A 17671-nucleotide genomic window follows, 5' to 3' on the forward strand; every position below is an offset into this window, starting at 1 on the left:
CACAGAAGGATTTATTATAACTTTGACGACTTAATCAAAAACATCGATAAGACCAAGATAAATTTTTCAAGACTGCTAAAGAGTAATCCTGATATAAATTTTGATGAAATAATAGAAAGCAAGGTAAGGGAAAATCCGACTTACCATGGCAAATTCAACCTATTTGCAGATGACTTAAAATATAATATTGAAAATAAATATATTACAAATATATTTGCAGCAAATAAGGAAGATGCTTTAAAACTACATAAGGACCTTGAAGACAAGGAGATTGCATCAAAAATAATAGATTCATTAGAATTTGACAACTTATCCAAAGTAAATATATTTCCTTACCATCTAGAAAAAGGTTTTGACTATTATCAAGATAAAATTAATTTTGTGTCCTATAATCAAATATTTAAAAAGGCCAATAAGAAAAAATCTAGGACTATAAAAAACAAGGAAATAATTAATTATGTAGACTTAAATAAGGGTGATTTGCTTGTCCATGATAATTATGGTATTGCCAAGTATCTAGGTATAAAAAATATAGAATTAAATGGAAATAAGGCTGACTATCTGGAGTTAGAATATAGCAAGGGTGATAAATTGTATGTCCCAACTACAGATATGACTATGATATCTAAGTTCATTGGTAATGAGGATAATAAGCCAAAATTATCCAACTTAAATGGTACAGACTGGGCTAGGTCGAAAAATAGGGCTAAAAAAGCTATAGAAGAAATCGCCGATGAACTTGTGAAATTATATGCAACAAGAATGGAAATTGATGGATTTTCTTATAGTCCAGATACAAGTTGGCAGGGAGAATTTGAAGATGCATTTCCATATGTTGAAACTGATGCTCAAATCAGGGCTATTGGTGAAATAAAAAATGATATGGAAAGTAAAAAGGTAATGGATAGGCTATTAGCTGGCGATGTGGGCTATGGTAAAACTGAAGTTGCCTTAAGGGCTGCTTTTAAGGCGGTTATGGATTCCAAGCAAGTTGTTATGCTTGCGCCGACCACTATTTTAGTTAAGCAGCATTTTAACACTATCTATAATAGATTTAAGGATTTTCCAATAAACATAGATTTTCTATCTAGGTTTAAAACACCTAAGGAAAAAGAAGAAACTATTAGAAAGTTGAAGTCTGGAGAAATCGACTTTATAGTCGGTACCCATGCCTTGTTATCTGATAAAATTAAATTTGATAATTTAGGCCTTTTAATTATTGATGAAGAGCAAAGATTTGGAGTAAAACATAAGGAAAAAATAAAAGAGATAAGTGAAGATATAGATGTTTTGACCCTATCAGCCACACCTATACCAAGGACCTTACAGATGTCCTTATCAGGTATTAGAGATATGTCTATACTTGATGAATATCCTCAAAATAGGCTACCAATAAATACCTATGTAATGGAATATGATCCCTTATTAATCAGGGAAGCCATTCTTAAGGAAATGGCTAGGGAAGGACAAATTTACTTTGTTTATAACAAGGTAAGGACAATAAATAAATTATATGAAGACCTGAAAAAACTAGTTCCAGAAGCTAATATAGCTATATCACATGGACAAATGCCAACTCGTCAATTAGAAAATATCTTAGAAGATTTCTCAAATGGTAATTATGATCTTTTACTGACAACAACCATCATTGAAACAGGGATGGATATACAAAATGTAAACACAATTATCATTTATAATGCAGATATGATGGGTCTAAGTCAGCTTTACCAATTAAAAGGTAGGGTAGGAAGGTCTAGCAGGACATCTTATGCATACTTTACTTATCCACAAGGGAAAGTACTTACTTCTATAGCTGAAAAAAGATTGAAAGCTATCAAAGACTTTACTGAATTAGGTTCAGGCTACAAGGTAGCTATGAGAGACCTAGAGCTAAGGGGAGCAGGAAATCTTTTAGGAGAAAGCCAAAGTGGCCATATAGAGTCAATAGGATATGACCTTTATGTAAGAATGCTAGAAGAAAAGATAGATGAGATAAAAGGTATAAAAACTAAATCACATATAGGTAAAAACGTAAAAATAGACCTAGATTTAGATGCTTATATACCTGATTCTTATATAGAAGATGAAAATGAAAAAATCAATATATATAAGAAAATATCATATATTGACAACGACCAGGACCATTATGCTATAATAGATGAGTTGACTGATAGGTTTGGAGACATACCAAAACCTGTTCAAAATATTATTGATATTTCATATATAAGATCTTTAATGCTCAGCAATGATATGGATGAGATAAGCGAAAAAGATAATCAAATAGTCTTATCATATAAAAAACTTGAAGACTTTGATTTTGATAAGTTAAAATTTTTAGCCCAAGACTATAGGGGCGATATGAAATTTGATATGACGGAAAATCCAAGTATAATAATTTCTAAAGAAGGAAATTATATGTTGAAATTGGTAGATCTTTTGAAATTGATAGGTAAAATAAATAAGGAGAAAAAATGAAAAAAATAAAATTACTATCTTTAACTTTAGCCTTAGCTTTAGTTTTAGTAGGATGTTCAAATGGTAAGATTAAAACTTCTGAAGGTGATGTAAGTTCTGAAGTTTTAGGAAAAACAAATGAAGGATTAGAAGATCTTAGGGCTAAAAAAGGTGCCTTTTTAACTGTAAATGGAGATGAAGTTTCATATTCAGACTTCTATAAGTTTTATGACCTTTACTCAGGAATTTTAGCTATGAGACAAAATTTAACAGAAGAACTAACTAACCTATTTGTACTCGATAAAATTGTAAGTAAAGAATTAGCAGATAACAAAATAGAAGTGAGTCAAGAAGAACTAGATAAAGAATTAGGATTATATATTCAAAACCTTGGTTCAGAAGAAGCATTCAATAATTACTTAAGTATGTTAGGTGTTTCAAGAGAAGTTTTTGTTCAGAATGTATTAAACTCAATTAAAAATACAAAACATAGAGAAATGTATGCTTCAAAGCTTGATATTTCAGATAAAGAAATAAATGACTACTACGAAAAAAACAAAGACAATATAGATTCAGTTACTGCAAAACACATACTTGTAGAAGATGAGGAAACAGCTAAGACAGTTAAAGAAAAATTAGATAAGGGTGAAGATTTCAAAGCGGTATCAGATGAATATTCTATAGATACAGCTGCTAAAGCAAAGGGTGGTGACCTAGGTAAGGTAACTAGAACAAGATTTGATGAAGATTTTGTTAAAGGTGCATTTGCTGTAGAAAGCGGAAAAATATCTGATCCAGTAAAAACTCAACATGGTTACCATATCATTCAAGTTACAGAAAACAATGTAGGCTTAGATAAAAATAAAGAAATGATTAAAGAAGCCCTATCTACAGAATCATATAACCAATATATCCAAGAACAAGTATCAAAAGCAGATATTAAATTCTACGATATAAATGGAAGCGTTCAAAATGGAAATTCAGAATCTAAAGGTGAAACAAAGCAAGAAACAAACCAAGAAACAAAATCTGAATAATCTTTAATAAAAATAGTATAAAAAGCATAAAAAAGTATAAAAAAAAGCAAAAAAGCCTTGAAATACACATTTCATATGGTATAATAAACTTACAGTTAAAATAACTGATATTTTAGGAGGAAAATTTATGAACAAATCAGAATTAGTAGCAGCAATCGCTGAAAAGAGCGGTTTAACAAAAGTTGACTCAACAAAAGCTTTAGATTCTTTATTAGAAGCTGTAACAGAAGCTTTAAAGAAAGAAGAAAAAGTACAATTAGTTGGATTTGGTACTTTCGAAGTAAGACACAGAAAAGCTAGAGAAGGTAGAAACCCAAGAAATCCTGAAGAAAAGATTCATATTCCAGCATCTAAAGCACCAGTATTCAAAGCTGGTAAAACATTAAAAGAAGCTGTTAATAAATAAGAACTTATTTGAAAAGCAACTGTTTTGAGACAGTTGCTTTTTTTATGCATACGATGGTGGGCCATCGGGGACTTGAACCCTTATTCTTATGTTTGTCACTCAGACGCTCAACTGAGCTAATGATCCATAAGTATATATTGTAAATAAATTATTTTTATTTAAGATCTCAAAAATTTATTATCGATCTCAGGAAGTAATTTTAATATATTTTGCTTTCTATTCATTTCAGATATTTTAAATAAAAGTAGATTAACATTTACATTCAAAGATGATGCTATTTGATCATAAGTATAATCAAGACTCGCTAAATCTAAAACTTCCTTTTGGTCTATTAATAGGTGAGAGGCAAATAAATTGGCTTCAGTTTCTAAACTATTTTCAATATTAAATAGTTCAAATTCAAAAATTTTATCTTTTAGAGCTTCTTCTTGGTGTAAAATGTGATGACCAAGTTCATGAGCAAATACCATTTTTTTCATTTCATAACTGTTATCTGGATTATAAAAAACAAAACTAGTATTTAATATGCGGGTATACATGCCTAAAAGTTTAGTTTTTCCTTTAAATGGTAAAATTTCTACTCCAAGATTTTTCAAGATATGATATGGGTCTCTAGTATTATATTTATTAACCAAACTGTTCGCTTGTTCTTCTATAAATTGATACCTATTCATTCTTTTCTTCTTTCATCTTTGCTATATAATAAGCTTCTTCTAAACTATCTAAAACGGCCTTTTTATCTTCTAAATCTAATTTACCACCTGAAAATAGGCCAAGCATTTCTTTTATTATTACATCTGCATCTTTATCATTGTTTTCTATATGACTTAAAGTTTTTAAATCTTCTCCATCGGTAATTAGACTATTCAAATCTAAATCATAAATATCTGCTATTTTTAAATATATATCATGCTTCCTAGGTCTTCTTTCACCTAATTCATAGGCCTTATAAGTTCTAAGACTTACTCCAATCTCACTAGCGAATTCACTTTGGGTTAATCGACTTTGGTCTCTTAGTTTTTTTAATTTCTCTGCAAAATTCATAAAATCTCCTATCTTGACAAAGTGTCACTAGTAGCACTATAATAGTGTTACAAGAGACACTTTAGCTTGAAAAAGTGTTAGCTATGACACTATAGTAAAGTTAAAATTAGCTTATGTCAAGGAGTTGTTATGAGAGATATCTTGCACTGTGATATGAATAATTGCTATGCCTCTATTGAAATGAAATTAAATCCAAGTCTTAGAGGTAAAGCCTTGGTTGTAAGTGGATCTGTAGATGAAAGGCACGGAATAGTACTTGCTAAATCTGAAGAAGCTAAAAAATTAGGAGTAAAAACAGGTGAAACTATTTGGGAAGCAAAGTTAAAGTGTCCAGACTTGATTACAGTACCACCTCAATATGACCAATATCTAAAGCATTCATTAATGGCCAGAGAAATCTATTATTCCTATACCAACCAAGTTGAACCCTTTGGTTTAGATGAAGCTTGGTTAGATGTTACATCTTCTAAAAAGTTATTTGGAAGTCCAGATGAGATTGCAGAAAATATTAGAGAAAGAATGAAAAAAGAATTAGGTATAAGTGTAAGTATAGGTGTTAGCTTCAATAAGATATTTGCTAAACTTGGATCCGACATGAAAAAACCTGATGCTATTACTTATATTCCTCCTGAAAGATTTAGAAAAATTGTTTGGCCTTTGGATATAAGCTCTATCTTGGGAGTTGGATCATCTACAAGAAAAAAGTTAAATAAAATAAATATATATACTTTGGGAGACTTAGCAAATACAGAATTAAGTATTATTGAAAAATTACTTGGTAAAAATGGAAAAAAGCTGTGGTTATATGCTAATGGAAAAGACCAATCAAAAGTGGCTGATATAGGATTTAAACCGGAGATAAAGTCTGTTGGAAACTCGTCTACATGCACAGAAGACCTACTAAATGCTGAAGAAGTTTACCATGTTTTTCAAGTTTTAGCTTTAAAAGTATGTGAAAGACTAATCCAATACGGTTTTCAGGCCTATGGGATAGAAATCCACATAAGAGATTATGAATTTAATTCTGTTAGCTATCAAAAAAAATATTCTTACCCAGCTTATTCCTCAATAATTTTATGTGAAAGAGCTATGGATTTATTTCAAAATTATAAAAACTTTAGACCTATAAGGGCTCTGGCTATAAGAGCTATTTATTTGGTTGATATAGGTAGTACCCAGCTTGATTTTTTCGCTCTAGAAGATGGCTTAATCAAGAAAAGTAATCTGGACCGAGTTATTTATGAAATTAGAAATAAATATGGTAAAGATTCTATAAGCTTTGCTTCATTGAAAGAAAATGTAAAATTACCAAAAGAACTTCAAGATATATATACTCTTCCAAATTCTATGAGATAATATGATAAAATATTTATAAGGAGGGGATATGGATAGGCAAATTTTACATATAGATATGAATAATTGTTTTGCTTCAATAGAAATGAAGTTAAGGCCAGATCTTAAAGGTATCCCTTTAGTTGTATCAGCAAGTAAAGATGGCAAGCATGGTATAGTTCTAGCTAAGTCAGAAGAGGCTAAAATCTTCAACATAAAAACAGCTGAACCTATTTGGATGGCGAAAAAGAAGTGTAAAGACCTTAAAATAGTAGAACCTCACTATAATGAATATAAAAAGCATTCCATATGGGCTAGGGAGATTTATTATTCCTATACCAATCAAGTTGAGCCTTTCAGTTTAGATGAAGCCTGGTTGGATATAACAGGGTCTACTAAGTTATTTGGAACCCCTTTGGAAATTGCAAATACCATCAGGCAAAGAATAAAGGATGAGTTGGGTATTACAGTGAGTGTAGGCCTTAGTTTCAATAAAATTTTTGCTAAACTAGCTTCAGACATAGCTAGACCTGATTCAGTTAATGAGATAAGAAAAGACAATTTTAAGCAAATAGTTTGGCCCATGAAAATATCCAATATGATGGGGATAGGGCAAGCTAGTGTAAAAAAATTAAATGAGGCAGGTATATTTTCTCTGGGAGATATAGCTAAAACTAAAAGAGAAGAATTAGAAAAGATTTTAGGAAGTCATGGTGAGAAAATTTGGGACCAAGTAAATGGTTTGGATAATAGTGAAGTAAAGGATTTTCATCACCTAGATCCAATTAAATCCATATCACATGGTAGAACCTTTATTGAAAACTTAGATAGCAAGGAAGAAATCAGATATGTTTTTCATAGATTAGCCCAAAAGGTAAGCAGAAGGCTGATAGAAGAAAATTTAGAAGCTATGGGTGTTCAAATTAGTGTAAAAGATAAGGATCTAAAACAGGAAAGTTTTCAAAAGACTTTAGATTGTTCGAGTTTTTCATCTATAGTATTGAGGGATACGGCCTTAGACTTATTTGAAAATTATAAGTGGGATAAGCCTATAAGATTTTTAGAAGTAAGGGCTATAAATCTCACCAAAGATTCAAATGTCCAAACGAATTTTTTGACAGATTTTAACGACGAAGATAAGAAGTCAAAATTAGATAAGGCTATATATAATTTACAAAACAATTTTGGCAAAGATATGGTTAAATTAGGCTATTCTCCTGATTTAGATGAGAGATATGGAGATGAAAAATTTGAAAGATAATTTTATATTATAATAAAAACAAGTGAAATTAAGGAGCTTATTTATGAAAAATAAAATATTATTAGCAATGGTAATTGTTACGGGGATTTTCTTAATGTCCAGTTGTGGGAAGAAATCTAGAAACGAATTGGAAACAAAGGAAACGGTGGAGGAAACTCAAAAAGAAACACAAAGAGAAGAAACAAGCAAAGAAACAGTCAAAGAAACAGTTAAAGAAACTGAAAAAGAAGTAGCTAAGAAAACATACACAAGCGGTGATGAAGTAAGTATATCTGAAACAGTTGCAGGTTTCTGTAATGCTTCTGACGCAATGAATGGAAAAGATCAAGTGTCTAGCTATGGTCCAGGAAAGTATTTTGTTTATAAGACATATGAAAATGGTGCAATAAATATAGGTAAAAGTCCTGGCGTTGCTGGTATCTGGATTAATCCAAACAAGATAAATATAAGTATAATTTCAAAAGCATCAAATAAAAAACCGTCAGCTACAAAACCATCAAAAGAAAAAACAACTGGAAATCAATCTGCAAATGCATCAGGATCTTTAGAAACTACAGGTTGGTCATGGTCGCATCCAAGTGCCTATGGTAGAAAAGTGCTAAAAGAAAATAATGGCTATTATAATTTTGGTAATAAAGTTTATCTAACCTTTGATAATGGATATGAATATCAAAATATAACAAGTGATATATTAGATTCGTTGAAAGCTAAAAATGTAAAAGGTGTTTTCTTTGTAACAGGATCATATATTAGAGATAATCCAAATTTAGTTAAAAGAATGGTAAGAGAAGGACATATTGTTGGTAACCATACCAATAAACACTTAACCCCAAGAAAAGTATCTTCTGAAAGAGTAATTCAAGATATCAAAGAATGGGAAGATATTTATAGGTCCATCATAGGTGAATTACCAACAACAAAGTTATATAGACCAGCAGAAGGAGTTTTTAGTGAAATGACTGTAGCTGGAGCTGACAAGATGGGTTATAAAACTATTTTATGGGGATTAGCTTATAAAGACTGGGATACAGATAATCAACCATCTACTTCTGAATCTTTAAGTTTTTTACAACAAAACACTAAAAGTGGTGATATAGTTTTATTACATTCCGTATCAAGAACTAATTCATTGATATTAGCTGATTATATAGATTGGTTAAGAGCCAATAATTTTGAAATTGGCAATTTTAAGTAAAAAGTTTTATAGAAAATATAGTAAATGAAAAAGAGTTGTAGGAAATAAATTTTCCAAGCAACTCTTTTCTTATTTTAACTAAATCTCATCTATAAAAGAAGACTTATCGACCTTATTTAAATATAGGTTTTCTGGATAATGGAGACTAAGTTTATTTTTAGCCCTAGTAAGGCCAACATAAAACAACCTTCTTTCTTCTTCTAGTTGTTTGTCATCCTCATCGCTTGCTTTTGCGTATGAAGAGGGAAATTCATTTTCAACTAGGTCAATCAGATAAACATTATCAAATTCTAGTCCCTTTGAACCATGGATAGTCGATAGGGTTAGTGGACTATTTGTAATAGATTTTGATTTTTGTTTTTTTATTAGCTCATTAACTTTATTTTCAAATTCAACAATACTTTTTACCCCTTCACTTATATTTAAAAGGGTATCAATTACTCTGTCATAACTTATCATTGATGCAGATTTTGCTTTAGAAAATTCTTTCAAATATTCATAGTAATCCATATTAAAAAGTATATATTTAATAGCCTTATCAAAATCTAAATCTGATAATTTATCCATATAATATCCTAAGTCGTAGACATTATTTAAGAAGAAGTTATTCATACCATCTACTTCTTTTAAATTTTCTATAACATCTTGGTTTGCAGGCATCATTTTAACTTGATTTACAAAATCCCTCTTAATATAGAGGTTTAGTTTATAATATATTTTTTCAAAAGTATCTATATCATAGGTATCTTTAGAAAATTTAATAATATTTATCAAATCTTTGATTATTGGATGCATGTAAAAGGCATATTTTCCATCCTTAATATAAAAATCTGCATCTTGATCTAATTTATTTATTAGGTTAATAGAAGAAATATTATTCCTATATAAAATAGCTACACTTTCATTATTTTTTATATCTTCTATAGCGTGTTTTATAACATAATCAATTTGATTGCTTGTGTTCTTATGTCTTTTTATTTTAACTTTTGAACCTTCATCCTTTGTAGTTTTTATAGATTTTTTATACCTTTTTTTGTTGTTATTTATTAAGTTATTTGCTAGTCTAGTGATATTAACTTTAGACCTGAAATTATCTTCCATATAGTAAATTTTGGCATCAGGATAGACCTTAGGAAAGTCTAATAAAAGTTCAGAAGATGCCCCTCTAAAACCGTATATTGATTGGTCATCATCAGCTACTATAAATAAATTATTTTTTTTGCCCGCTATTAATGAAATGATTTTTAATTGTACGAACGATGTATCTTGACCTTCATCTATTTGTATGTAGTCGAATCTATTTTGTATATAAACAAGAGCCTCTTTGTTGGTTTGTAGAATGGACAGGGCTTCTAGCAACATATCATCAAAATCTATAAGGTGGTTGTTCTTTTTGAAGTTTTCATAGGCCATATACACTTTCTCAAAATTGAAAAATACTTGTCCATATTTCTTCTTATAGGATTCATAATCCATTAGTGTATTCTTTATATAGCCTGAAACCCTGAAAAATTCATCCAATTCTTCATCGCTTATTTTTCTTTTCTTTATTTGATAAAAGATTTGTCCAACTATATGATATTTATTATATTTTTTAGAAGCTTCTATAAGTTCAATTTTATTTGCGTGTTTAGAAAAAGACCTAACTAAACCATAAGAAAATGAATGAATGGTAGAAAATTTAACCGATTTATCTTTATAAATTTTTTCATATCTAGCCTGCATATCTAGAGCTTGGGACTTAGAAAAAGTCATAGCAAGTATTTTAGTTGGATCAACTCCTGATTTTATTAATTTGTTGATTCTTGCTAAGAGGACAGTGGTTTTACCTGATCCTGGTACAGCTAAAACTAAGCATGGACCATCTTTATGATTTATAGCTTTCTCTTGTTCTTTAGAAAATTTCATCGTTACTCCTTATATAAATACTATAAATACTTTTATTAATTTGCAAATATTAATATATCTTAACAATGTTGACAGTTTTATATTTTTATTTTTTGCTATACTGAATATAAATAAGAACAACAAAATAAAAAAAGCATGGCTATATCAAGGATATAGTCACAGGCATAAGAATGCGTGGTGATTAATTGAGAAAGAGTAAATTTGATAACAGAATACCCAAATACTTCCATTCTGATGGTAATGGAATACATCTGCAAGTTGGAGAAAAATATAAAATATCTCTTGATAACAGGATCATAAATATTTATGTTATATCTGAATTTAAGCATTTTTACTTGGTGAAGGTTGAAGATAAATATCAGACTACTATAAATAAGTATCAAGAAAATTTACATTATCTATAAAATTCATGTAAAATATGAATAAGAATAGAGGTGTATTATGAAAAAGAATATTTTAATTAAAATAAGCATTATTCTCTTAATAATATCAAGTATTTTAGTTAATATTTTTTCTTATTTTCTTTCTGAAAAACAAGATAAGAATAAACGAGTAGTCTTGGATGAGGAAACTGGAGAAGAAATAAATTTAATTGTTAATGAAAGTGATCAAGATAATGAACCTGTAAATAAAGAAACTAAAAGAGAAACTCAGTTAGAAAATAAAAAAGATATAAAAACAAAGAGAATAACAGAAAGTGAAGAAATACCTTTTAAGATTATAAGAAAACATAATATAAGTGATGCTAAAACAAGAGTAAGACAAGATGGTATAAATACAATTATTAAAAGAACTTATGAAATAACTTATGAAGATGGAATTGAAGTATCCAGAAAACTTATTGATGAAAATACTCAAAAAGGTCAAGATAAGATTATAGAAACTCTAATAGATTTTAAAGAGCCTGTAATCGAAGAAGTTGAAGTTGATGATAAGGATAAGCCTATATATGAAACTAGAACAGCTTACAATGTAGTTTCAGAAGAAGGTGAGAATTTAGGAACATTTTTCAATCTAGATCTGGCTCAAGCCAAGCAAGTTGAATTTCAAAATGAAGGAATCAGTACAAGTATAAATATGACTGAAGATGAGATTGTTGTCGGATATGAAAAAGTCCTTAAAGAAGTAATAGTTGAAGAAGGCAAGGAAGTTTGGGAATAAAATAAAAGGATTCTAAATAAAATATTATTTGAGGAGATAGAGAAATCTATCTCTTTTTTTATTGCCAAAAAGGAGGAAAAATGATTAAAAGACTTAGAAAATTAAAGAATATTAAACCTGGCTAAGTTTAATATTAAATACTAAACTACAAATAACAAAAAGGAGAGAATGCATGATTAATAAACAAGAAAAATTAAAGAGATTAACTAGTTTTTTACTAGCTATTTTATTTTTATTTCCTTTTATACCAATTAAGGGAGTAAGAGCAAATGAATTTACAGGTGAACCACCATTAGAAGCAAATGGACTTTCCTGGTCTAGTCCAACTAAGATAGAATCTGTTTATACATGGGATCCTAAGGAAAGATGGGATGGTAGTCACAGACCAGGTGTTTTTTATGGCCGAAAAGGGGCAACAACTACATCCATGGCTTGGATAACTGATAATAAAGGTAATTCATATTTTTGTATAGAACCAGGAGTTTCTTTGTCAACAAAGCATACTTACTATAGAGCAGGAGAATATGATGGGAAAATGGCAGAAGAGATAAAATTAGCTTTTGCTTTTATGCATAATATGAAGTATGTAGATGGGGAATGGCTTCCAAAAGATGAACCTTCATTTAAAAGTCAATTACAATTAAACTCATTAATATGGGATATGTTAGGAAGAACAGAGACTAAAACCCAATGGTTAAAGAATAACGTAATTGACAAGGTTTATGACAAGATAAAACAACAAATTAATGGGACCTACGATCATCCGGAACATTTCGCTGGAGATGTAAAAATATATAGGTATGAGACCAAAGATAGGAAGGCTCAAACAATTTTAGGTTATTCATTCAAACCAGCAGAGGAAGAAGAGGATGTAGTTATAAAATCTGCTTTATCATTAAAGAAAGAATCTAGTACACCAGAACTTATTCAAGGAAATCAAAATTATACTTTAGATGGAGCTGAATATGGAATATATGAAAGTCAAAATAATGCAATAAGTGACAACGATAGACTAGGAACTTTTGTTAGTGATTCAAATGGAAACACGAATTCAATTGAATTATCGCAAGGAGTATACTATATAAAAGAAATAAAAGCACCCAAGGGATATGAACTAGATACTGAGATATATGAGATAGATTTAAAAGAACCTAATCAAACATTTATAGTTAAAGATAAACCAAAAACAGACCCCTTATCATTAATGCTTAAAAAGACAGATAATAATGGTGTAGGACTAGCTGGTGCTGAATTTGAAGTAAAATATTACCAAGAAATTGTTAGTGATGTAGCAGGATTAACACCAACTTATACCTGGGTATTTAAAACTAATGAAGAGGGAATCTTAGCTTTTGACGAAAAATATAGAACTTTAGGAGATAATATACCAAAAGATGAAGTAGGAAATCCTGCGGGAACTATTGGAACTTATACTATACAAGAAACAAAAGCACCAAAAGGTTATGTATTAGATGATAGTCTCCATATAAGACAATTAAAGGAAGAATCAGCTATAAGTAATACCTTGCTTTTTAATGCGCCTAGCCAAAAAAATGAAAGCCAAAAAATGAGATTTACCTTACAAAAAGAAGATCTTGTAAATAAGGCGGCTCACACAGAAGGATCTTTAGAAAAAGCTATTTATGATGTAATAGTAGTTGAAAGTGCGAATAAAGACCTAAAAGCGGGTGATTTAGTAAAAACAGTTGAAACTGATAAAGATGGTAAGATTTTAATAGATGAATTAGAATTAGGTACTTATGATATTGTAGAAAAAACACCTTCAAAAGGATATAGTTTAAATCCGGTAGCTGTAAGAGTAAAGGGCCAAGGTGATGACTCAGGAGCTGTGTATACATCAAATGTAGTTCAAATTAAAACAAATGGGAAAGCCTTAGTAGACTTATTAAATGAAAAACTAGAAGACTTAAATACATTAAATAGGATTAATGCAAATGGTGAAGAATATAGAATATTCGATAAGTTGAGTGAAAGACAAATTAACTTAGAAAAGAAGGACAATCCAAAAGTTTACACAAATGAATTAGCTGAATATGGAAGAATATCATTAACGAAACATGCTGATGGAGAAAAAGGTGAAGAAGAAGCCACTCAATCAGGTAAGAGAAGATCAGAAGCTAATATTACATTTGATGTTTTCAACTCCAAAAATGAAAAAGTTGATTCATTTACAACAGATATATTTGGTAGGGCGACAAGTAAATATTTAGAACAAGGTAGATATAGGGTAAGTCAAGTAACAAAGGCGCCTGGTTTAATAAATGTAGAAGATTTTTATGTTGATATTGAAGGTGGATTTAAGGAATACCAATATAATCTCGAAAACTATCAAAACTTAAAATACTTACAAATTGTTAAGATTGATGAAGAAACTGGAAAAGAAATTTTACAAAAGGATGTATCATTTAAATTATTAGATGAAAATAAAAAAGAAATTCACCAAGAAATTAATTATCCAGAATCAGAAATTCTAACAGAGTTTAAAACCAGCGAAAAAGGTATAGTTCAATTACCAAACAAAATTAAACCGGGAATATACTATATAAGAGAAATTAAGGCGCCAGAAGGTTATTATTTAGATCCAAATGGTGAGGATATTAAAGTTGAAATCAAAGATGACAATACAAAAGTTATAATTCAACAAGTAAAAAACACACCACAAAAGGGTGGGTTAATACTTGAAAAGAAGGCGAATATCTTAAAAACTACAAGAGAAGAAAATGGAATAACTAAGCTAGTATTTGAAGAAGCTTATTTATCAGATACAAAATGGCATTTAATTGCAAATGAAGATATCATGTCTTTTGATGGTCAAACAAAAATTCATTCTAAAGGTGATCTAGTTCAAGAAATTATAACAAATGGAAAAAATAATGTTGTAATCGAAGATCTTGCCTTAGGTAAGTATATCCTCAAAGAAGTAAAAGTAAATTCTAAATATGTATTAGATACTAAAGAGTATGAAATAGAGTTTACACCACAAGAATCATCAATTAAAGTGGATTCAAAAACAGAAAGAAAGTTCAACGAAAGAAAGACCATAGAATTTGAAATTGTAAAAGAATTTGAAGATAGTAAACACTTTACCTTTAATCCTAAGGCTGAATTTGGTCTATTCTTAAAAGAAGACTACACAGAAAATGGAGTAACAATTAAGAAGGATACCCTGCTCCAAAAGATGACTTTAGAAAGTCAAGACATAAAAGAAGATAAGAATAGTGTATCAAGAACGGTTACAGGTTCATTTAAAAACATAGAAATAGATGGAAGCTTCTATGTAAAAGAATTAAATGTAGATGACAACTATATTTTAGATGAAACAAATCATGATCTATCATTTGATTTTTCAGGCACAAATACAAAAAATCAAAATAAGGTAAGCACAAAGATTGAAAACAAACTTAAGAAAGTAGCCTTATCAATCTTAAAGGTAGAGATGGGAACAATTGGTGAAGACCAAATTCCTGTAGCGGGTGCAAAATATAGATTAGTCGCAGTGGATGAAGCTAAGGGAGAAACTACTGTTGGTGAATATATAACAGATCAAGATGGTAGGTTTGAGGTTAAGAACCTAGCAAGAGGAAGATATTATCTAGTAGAAATCCAATCGCCTAGAGGTTATTTCTTAAATGATGAAAGAATAGATTTTGATTTAAGGCATAAAGACCATGGTGAAGTAATAGAAGCTAGGACAGAAAATGAAAAAATACCTGAAATCAAAACCAGTGCTAAAGACAATAAGACTGCTAATAAAGAAATTGACCCTACTAATAAAGTAGAAATTGTAGATAATGTAAAATACAAAGACTTAATTGTTGGTAAAGAATATGACCTAGCCGGTCATTTGATGGATAAGGAGACAAATAAAGCAATCTTTGATAAAGATGGCAAAATGGTAAAATCAAGCTTGAAATTTACACCTGAATCAAGAGATGGTGAAGTAAACTTATTATTTGAAATAGATGCAAGTCTTTTAAGAGGAAAGGAAATAGTAGTATTTGAAACACTTTATAGGGAAGGTAGACAAGTTGCTATTCATCATGACATAAATGATCAAGCACAAACAGTAAAAATCACCGATCCTAAAGGTAAGACCTTTGCTGAATGGGAAAATAAAACAAAAGAAGTAGAAGAAGGTCAAATTTATAAATTAATAGATACATTTAGATATGAAGATTTAATTGTAGGAAAAGAGTATAAGTTGATAGCTTATGTGGTCTTTAGAGAAAACGGAGAAATTCTTTCTGAAAAGAAAGATCTTACATTTACACCAGAAAGTAAGAATGGATCAATCAAAGTAGAATTTGAAATTGATACAAGCAAATTAGGAGGAAAAGAGCTTGTAGTCTTTGAAGAATTATATGACTTAGAAGGTAATTTATTAGTAGACCATAAAGATATCAACGATGATGATCAAACTGTTAAAGTAAATAATAAACCGGCATTAGAAGTTGATAGAGAAATAGAAAAAGATAATCCTAAGACGGGAGATTTTAAAATCATAGCTAATATAAATGCTATAGTATTAGCAATTGCATTTATGTTTTTATTTGATAAGAAATTATTTAGAGCAAGTAACATAAAAAATAGGACATATATTAAATAAATTAAATAAAAAAATAAAAACTTAACAAAAATCATAATAATGGCTCTCATTAGCGTGGTTGACTAATTTATTAGTGTTATAATTTATCCGTAATACAATTTGGAGGTAATTATGGATAAATACAAAATATTCGGTCTCCATTGCCAAGAATGTGCAGATGATTTGAAAGAATCATTAACAAGAATAGAAAATGGAGATAAAATAAAACTTGATTATAAAAATAAATTGATTTATTTGCCAGAAGATTTAAATTTAGATCAGTTTAACAAACAAACTTTTGGAATACAAAAAACTATTCATAGAAGAAGTAGATGACCATGAACACCATCTTGATCATGACCATAGTCATGGGAATGAACACAGTCATAGTCATAGTCATGATATTGACATATCTGCACCAGGAAAAATGTTAATTGTATTCCTTTTGAACTTATTCTTTTCAATTGCGGAATTTATATTAGGGAATTTATTTATGTCATCAGCTATACTTTCTGATGCTGTTCATGACTTAGGTGATTCCTTATCAATAGGTCTAGCCTTTATTTTTGAAAAAGTTTCAACAAAAGAGGCTGATGCTAAATATTCCTTTGGATATAGCAGGTTTTCACTATTAGGAGCCCTTATAACTTCAACAGTATTGATATTTGGTTCTATTTCTATAATATTAAAGGCTATACCAAGCTTTATAAATCCTCATGCACCAAATGAACAAGGTATGTTTTGGATGGCTATTGCAGCTATCATAATAAATGCTTTTTCGGTATGGTTCCTAAGAGGTGGTGAAAATTCAAATCAGAAATTATTAACAGTTCATGTTTTGGAAGATATGTTTGGCTGGATTGCGGTATTAGTTGTAAGTGTTGTTTTGAAATATACTGATTGGTACTTCTTAGATCCAATGCTATCGCTAGCGATTGCTGGATTTATTCTTTATAATGCAGTGCCAGAATTTATAAAATCAGTAAAAACATTCTTAAATTCAACTCCGCATAATATACCAATAAGTAAAATAGAAAAAGAGATTAGACTAATAGACAGAGTTCATGCAGTTAGCCATTTACACATATGGTCTCTTGATGGGGAAAATAATGCGTTTACAGTTACTGCATTCGTAGATACCCAAGATGGTGAAGAAATGGAAGAAATAAGACGTGAAATTAGAAATATAATTTCTCCTTATAGAATGGTTCACTATACTATAGAAGTTATACCTGATGTAGAAAAGGTATTAATATATTAGTTTTTA

General features: G+C 29.7%; 14 protein-coding genes. 11 read left to right on the forward strand and 3 right to left on the reverse strand.

Annotated features, from left to right (window positions below; all coding sequences use genetic code 11):
- The 3 genes from mfd to Q0U66_RS01370 form a co-directional block, all read left to right on the forward strand.
- The coding region (gene mfd / locus Q0U66_RS01360) for a transcription-repair coupling factor (protein WP_297376698.1) at nt 1-2475 on the forward strand (2475 nt) is incomplete at its 5' end.
- Nucleotides 2472-3491 (forward strand): peptidylprolyl isomerase, encoded by a 1020-nt coding sequence (locus Q0U66_RS01365; RefSeq protein WP_297376700.1) that lies wholly within the window; start codon nt 2472-2474, stop codon nt 3489-3491. The genes mfd and Q0U66_RS01365, both read left to right, overlap by 4 nt.
- 127 nt (nt 3492-3618) lie before the next feature.
- A complete protein-coding gene (locus Q0U66_RS01370; protein ID WP_297376702.1) occupies nt 3619-3897 on the forward strand; it encodes an HU family DNA-binding protein in 279 nt (92 codons plus the stop codon).
- 158 nt (nt 3898-4055) lie between these two features.
- Here Q0U66_RS01370 and Q0U66_RS01375 read toward each other — a convergent pair whose 3' ends face one another.
- Both Q0U66_RS01375 and Q0U66_RS01380 read right to left on the reverse strand, forming a co-directional pair.
- Entirely contained in the window at nt 4056-4571 is a 516-nt protein-coding gene (locus Q0U66_RS01375; RefSeq protein ID WP_297376704.1) for an ImmA/IrrE family metallo-endopeptidase, read from the reverse strand.
- On the reverse strand, nt 4564-4941 hold the full coding sequence (locus Q0U66_RS01380; protein ID WP_297376706.1) for a helix-turn-helix transcriptional regulator: 378 nt from the start codon (nt 4939-4941) through the stop codon (nt 4564-4566). The genes Q0U66_RS01375 and Q0U66_RS01380 overlap by 8 nt, the downstream gene beginning before the upstream one ends.
- 129 nt (nt 4942-5070) lie before the next feature.
- On the opposite strand from Q0U66_RS01380, the gene dinB (Q0U66_RS01385) reads away from it, so the two are divergent.
- Genes dinB (Q0U66_RS01385) through Q0U66_RS01395 form a run of 3 tightly spaced genes read left to right on the forward strand, consistent with a single transcriptional unit; the run spans nt 5071 to nt 8729 of the window.
- Nucleotides 5071-6297 (forward strand): DNA polymerase IV, encoded by a 1227-nt coding sequence (dinB, locus tag Q0U66_RS01385; protein WP_297376708.1) that lies wholly within the window; start codon nt 5071-5073, stop codon nt 6295-6297.
- Between the two features lie 28 nt (nt 6298-6325).
- Entirely contained in the window at nt 6326-7534 is a 1209-nt protein-coding gene (gene dinB, locus Q0U66_RS01390; protein ID WP_297376710.1) for a DNA polymerase IV, read from the forward strand.
- A gap of 43 nt (nt 7535-7577) precedes the next feature.
- Nucleotides 7578-8729 carry a polysaccharide deacetylase family protein gene (locus Q0U66_RS01395; protein WP_297376712.1) on the forward strand — a complete coding sequence of 384 codons (1152 nt, stop codon included), beginning with the start codon at nt 7578-7580 and terminating at the stop codon, nt 8727-8729.
- 78 nt (nt 8730-8807) lie between these two features.
- Here the strand turns inward: Q0U66_RS01395 and Q0U66_RS01400 are convergent, their stop codons facing one another.
- Nucleotides 8808-10637, reverse strand: a complete 1830-nt coding sequence (locus tag Q0U66_RS01400) for an ATP-dependent helicase (protein WP_297376713.1) — start codon at nt 10635-10637, stop codon at nt 8808-8810.
- A gap of 185 nt (nt 10638-10822) precedes the next feature.
- Here Q0U66_RS01400 and Q0U66_RS01405 point away from each other — a divergent pair, with 185 nt between their 5' ends.
- From Q0U66_RS01405 to Q0U66_RS01425, 5 genes are all read left to right on the forward strand, one after another.
- Nucleotides 10823-11041, forward strand: coding sequence for a hypothetical protein (locus Q0U66_RS01405; RefSeq protein ID WP_297376715.1), 219 nt, complete (start codon nt 10823-10825; stop codon nt 11039-11041).
- Between the two features lie 37 nt (nt 11042-11078).
- Nucleotides 11079-11798 (forward strand): G5 domain-containing protein, encoded by a 720-nt coding sequence (locus Q0U66_RS01410; RefSeq protein ID WP_297376717.1) that lies wholly within the window; start codon nt 11079-11081, stop codon nt 11796-11798.
- Nucleotides 11799-11970: 172 nt separating this feature from the next.
- Complete coding sequence (locus Q0U66_RS01415; RefSeq protein ID WP_297376720.1) at nt 11971-16425, forward strand: SpaA isopeptide-forming pilin-related protein; 4455 nt, start codon at nt 11971-11973, stop codon at nt 16423-16425.
- Nucleotides 16426-16536: 111 nt separating this feature from the next.
- Nucleotides 16537-16740 carry a heavy-metal-associated domain-containing protein gene (locus Q0U66_RS01420; protein ID WP_297376722.1) on the forward strand — a complete coding sequence of 68 codons (204 nt, stop codon included), beginning with the start codon at nt 16537-16539 and terminating at the stop codon, nt 16738-16740.
- The gene (locus Q0U66_RS01425; protein WP_297376724.1) at nt 16703-17665 is read left to right on the forward strand and encodes a cation diffusion facilitator family transporter; all 963 of its coding nucleotides are present in this window, start codon (nt 16703-16705) and stop codon (nt 17663-17665) included. The genes Q0U66_RS01420 and Q0U66_RS01425 overlap by 38 nt, the downstream gene beginning before the upstream one ends.
- Nucleotides 17666-17671 lie beyond the last annotated feature (6 nt).

The organism is uncultured Helcococcus sp., from assembly GCF_946998255.1.
In the GTDB taxonomy this organism is placed as follows: Bacteria; Bacillota; Clostridia; order Tissierellales; family Peptoniphilaceae; genus Helcococcus.

What these genes read in the sequence shown, in the direction of transcription:
- Q0U66_RS01365 (WP_297376700.1), top strand. Translation starts at nt 2,472, where the DNA reads ATGAAAAAAATAAAATTACTATCTTTAACTTTAGCCTTAGCTTTAGTT.
- Q0U66_RS01370 (WP_297376702.1), top strand. Translation starts at nt 3,619, where the DNA reads ATGAACAAATCAGAATTAGTAGCAGCAATCGCTGAAAAGAGCGGTTTA.
- Q0U66_RS01375 (WP_297376704.1), bottom strand. Translation starts at nt 4,571, where the DNA reads ATGAATAGGTATCAATTTATAGAAGAACAAGCGAACAGTTTGGTTAAT.
- Q0U66_RS01380 (WP_297376706.1), bottom strand. Translation starts at nt 4,941, where the DNA reads ATGAATTTTGCAGAGAAATTAAAAAAACTAAGAGACCAAAGTCGATTA.
- dinB (WP_297376708.1), top strand. Translation starts at nt 5,071, where the DNA reads ATGAGAGATATCTTGCACTGTGATATGAATAATTGCTATGCCTCTATT.
- dinB (WP_297376710.1), top strand. Translation starts at nt 6,326, where the DNA reads ATGGATAGGCAAATTTTACATATAGATATGAATAATTGTTTTGCTTCA.
- Q0U66_RS01395 (WP_297376712.1), top strand. Translation starts at nt 7,578, where the DNA reads ATGAAAAATAAAATATTATTAGCAATGGTAATTGTTACGGGGATTTTC.
- Q0U66_RS01400 (WP_297376713.1), bottom strand. Translation starts at nt 10,637, where the DNA reads ATGAAATTTTCTAAAGAACAAGAGAAAGCTATAAATCATAAAGATGGT.
- Q0U66_RS01410 (WP_297376717.1), top strand. Translation starts at nt 11,079, where the DNA reads ATGAAAAAGAATATTTTAATTAAAATAAGCATTATTCTCTTAATAATA.
- Q0U66_RS01415 (WP_297376720.1), top strand. Translation starts at nt 11,971, where the DNA reads ATGATTAATAAACAAGAAAAATTAAAGAGATTAACTAGTTTTTTACTA.
- Q0U66_RS01420 (WP_297376722.1), top strand. Translation starts at nt 16,537, where the DNA reads ATGGATAAATACAAAATATTCGGTCTCCATTGCCAAGAATGTGCAGAT.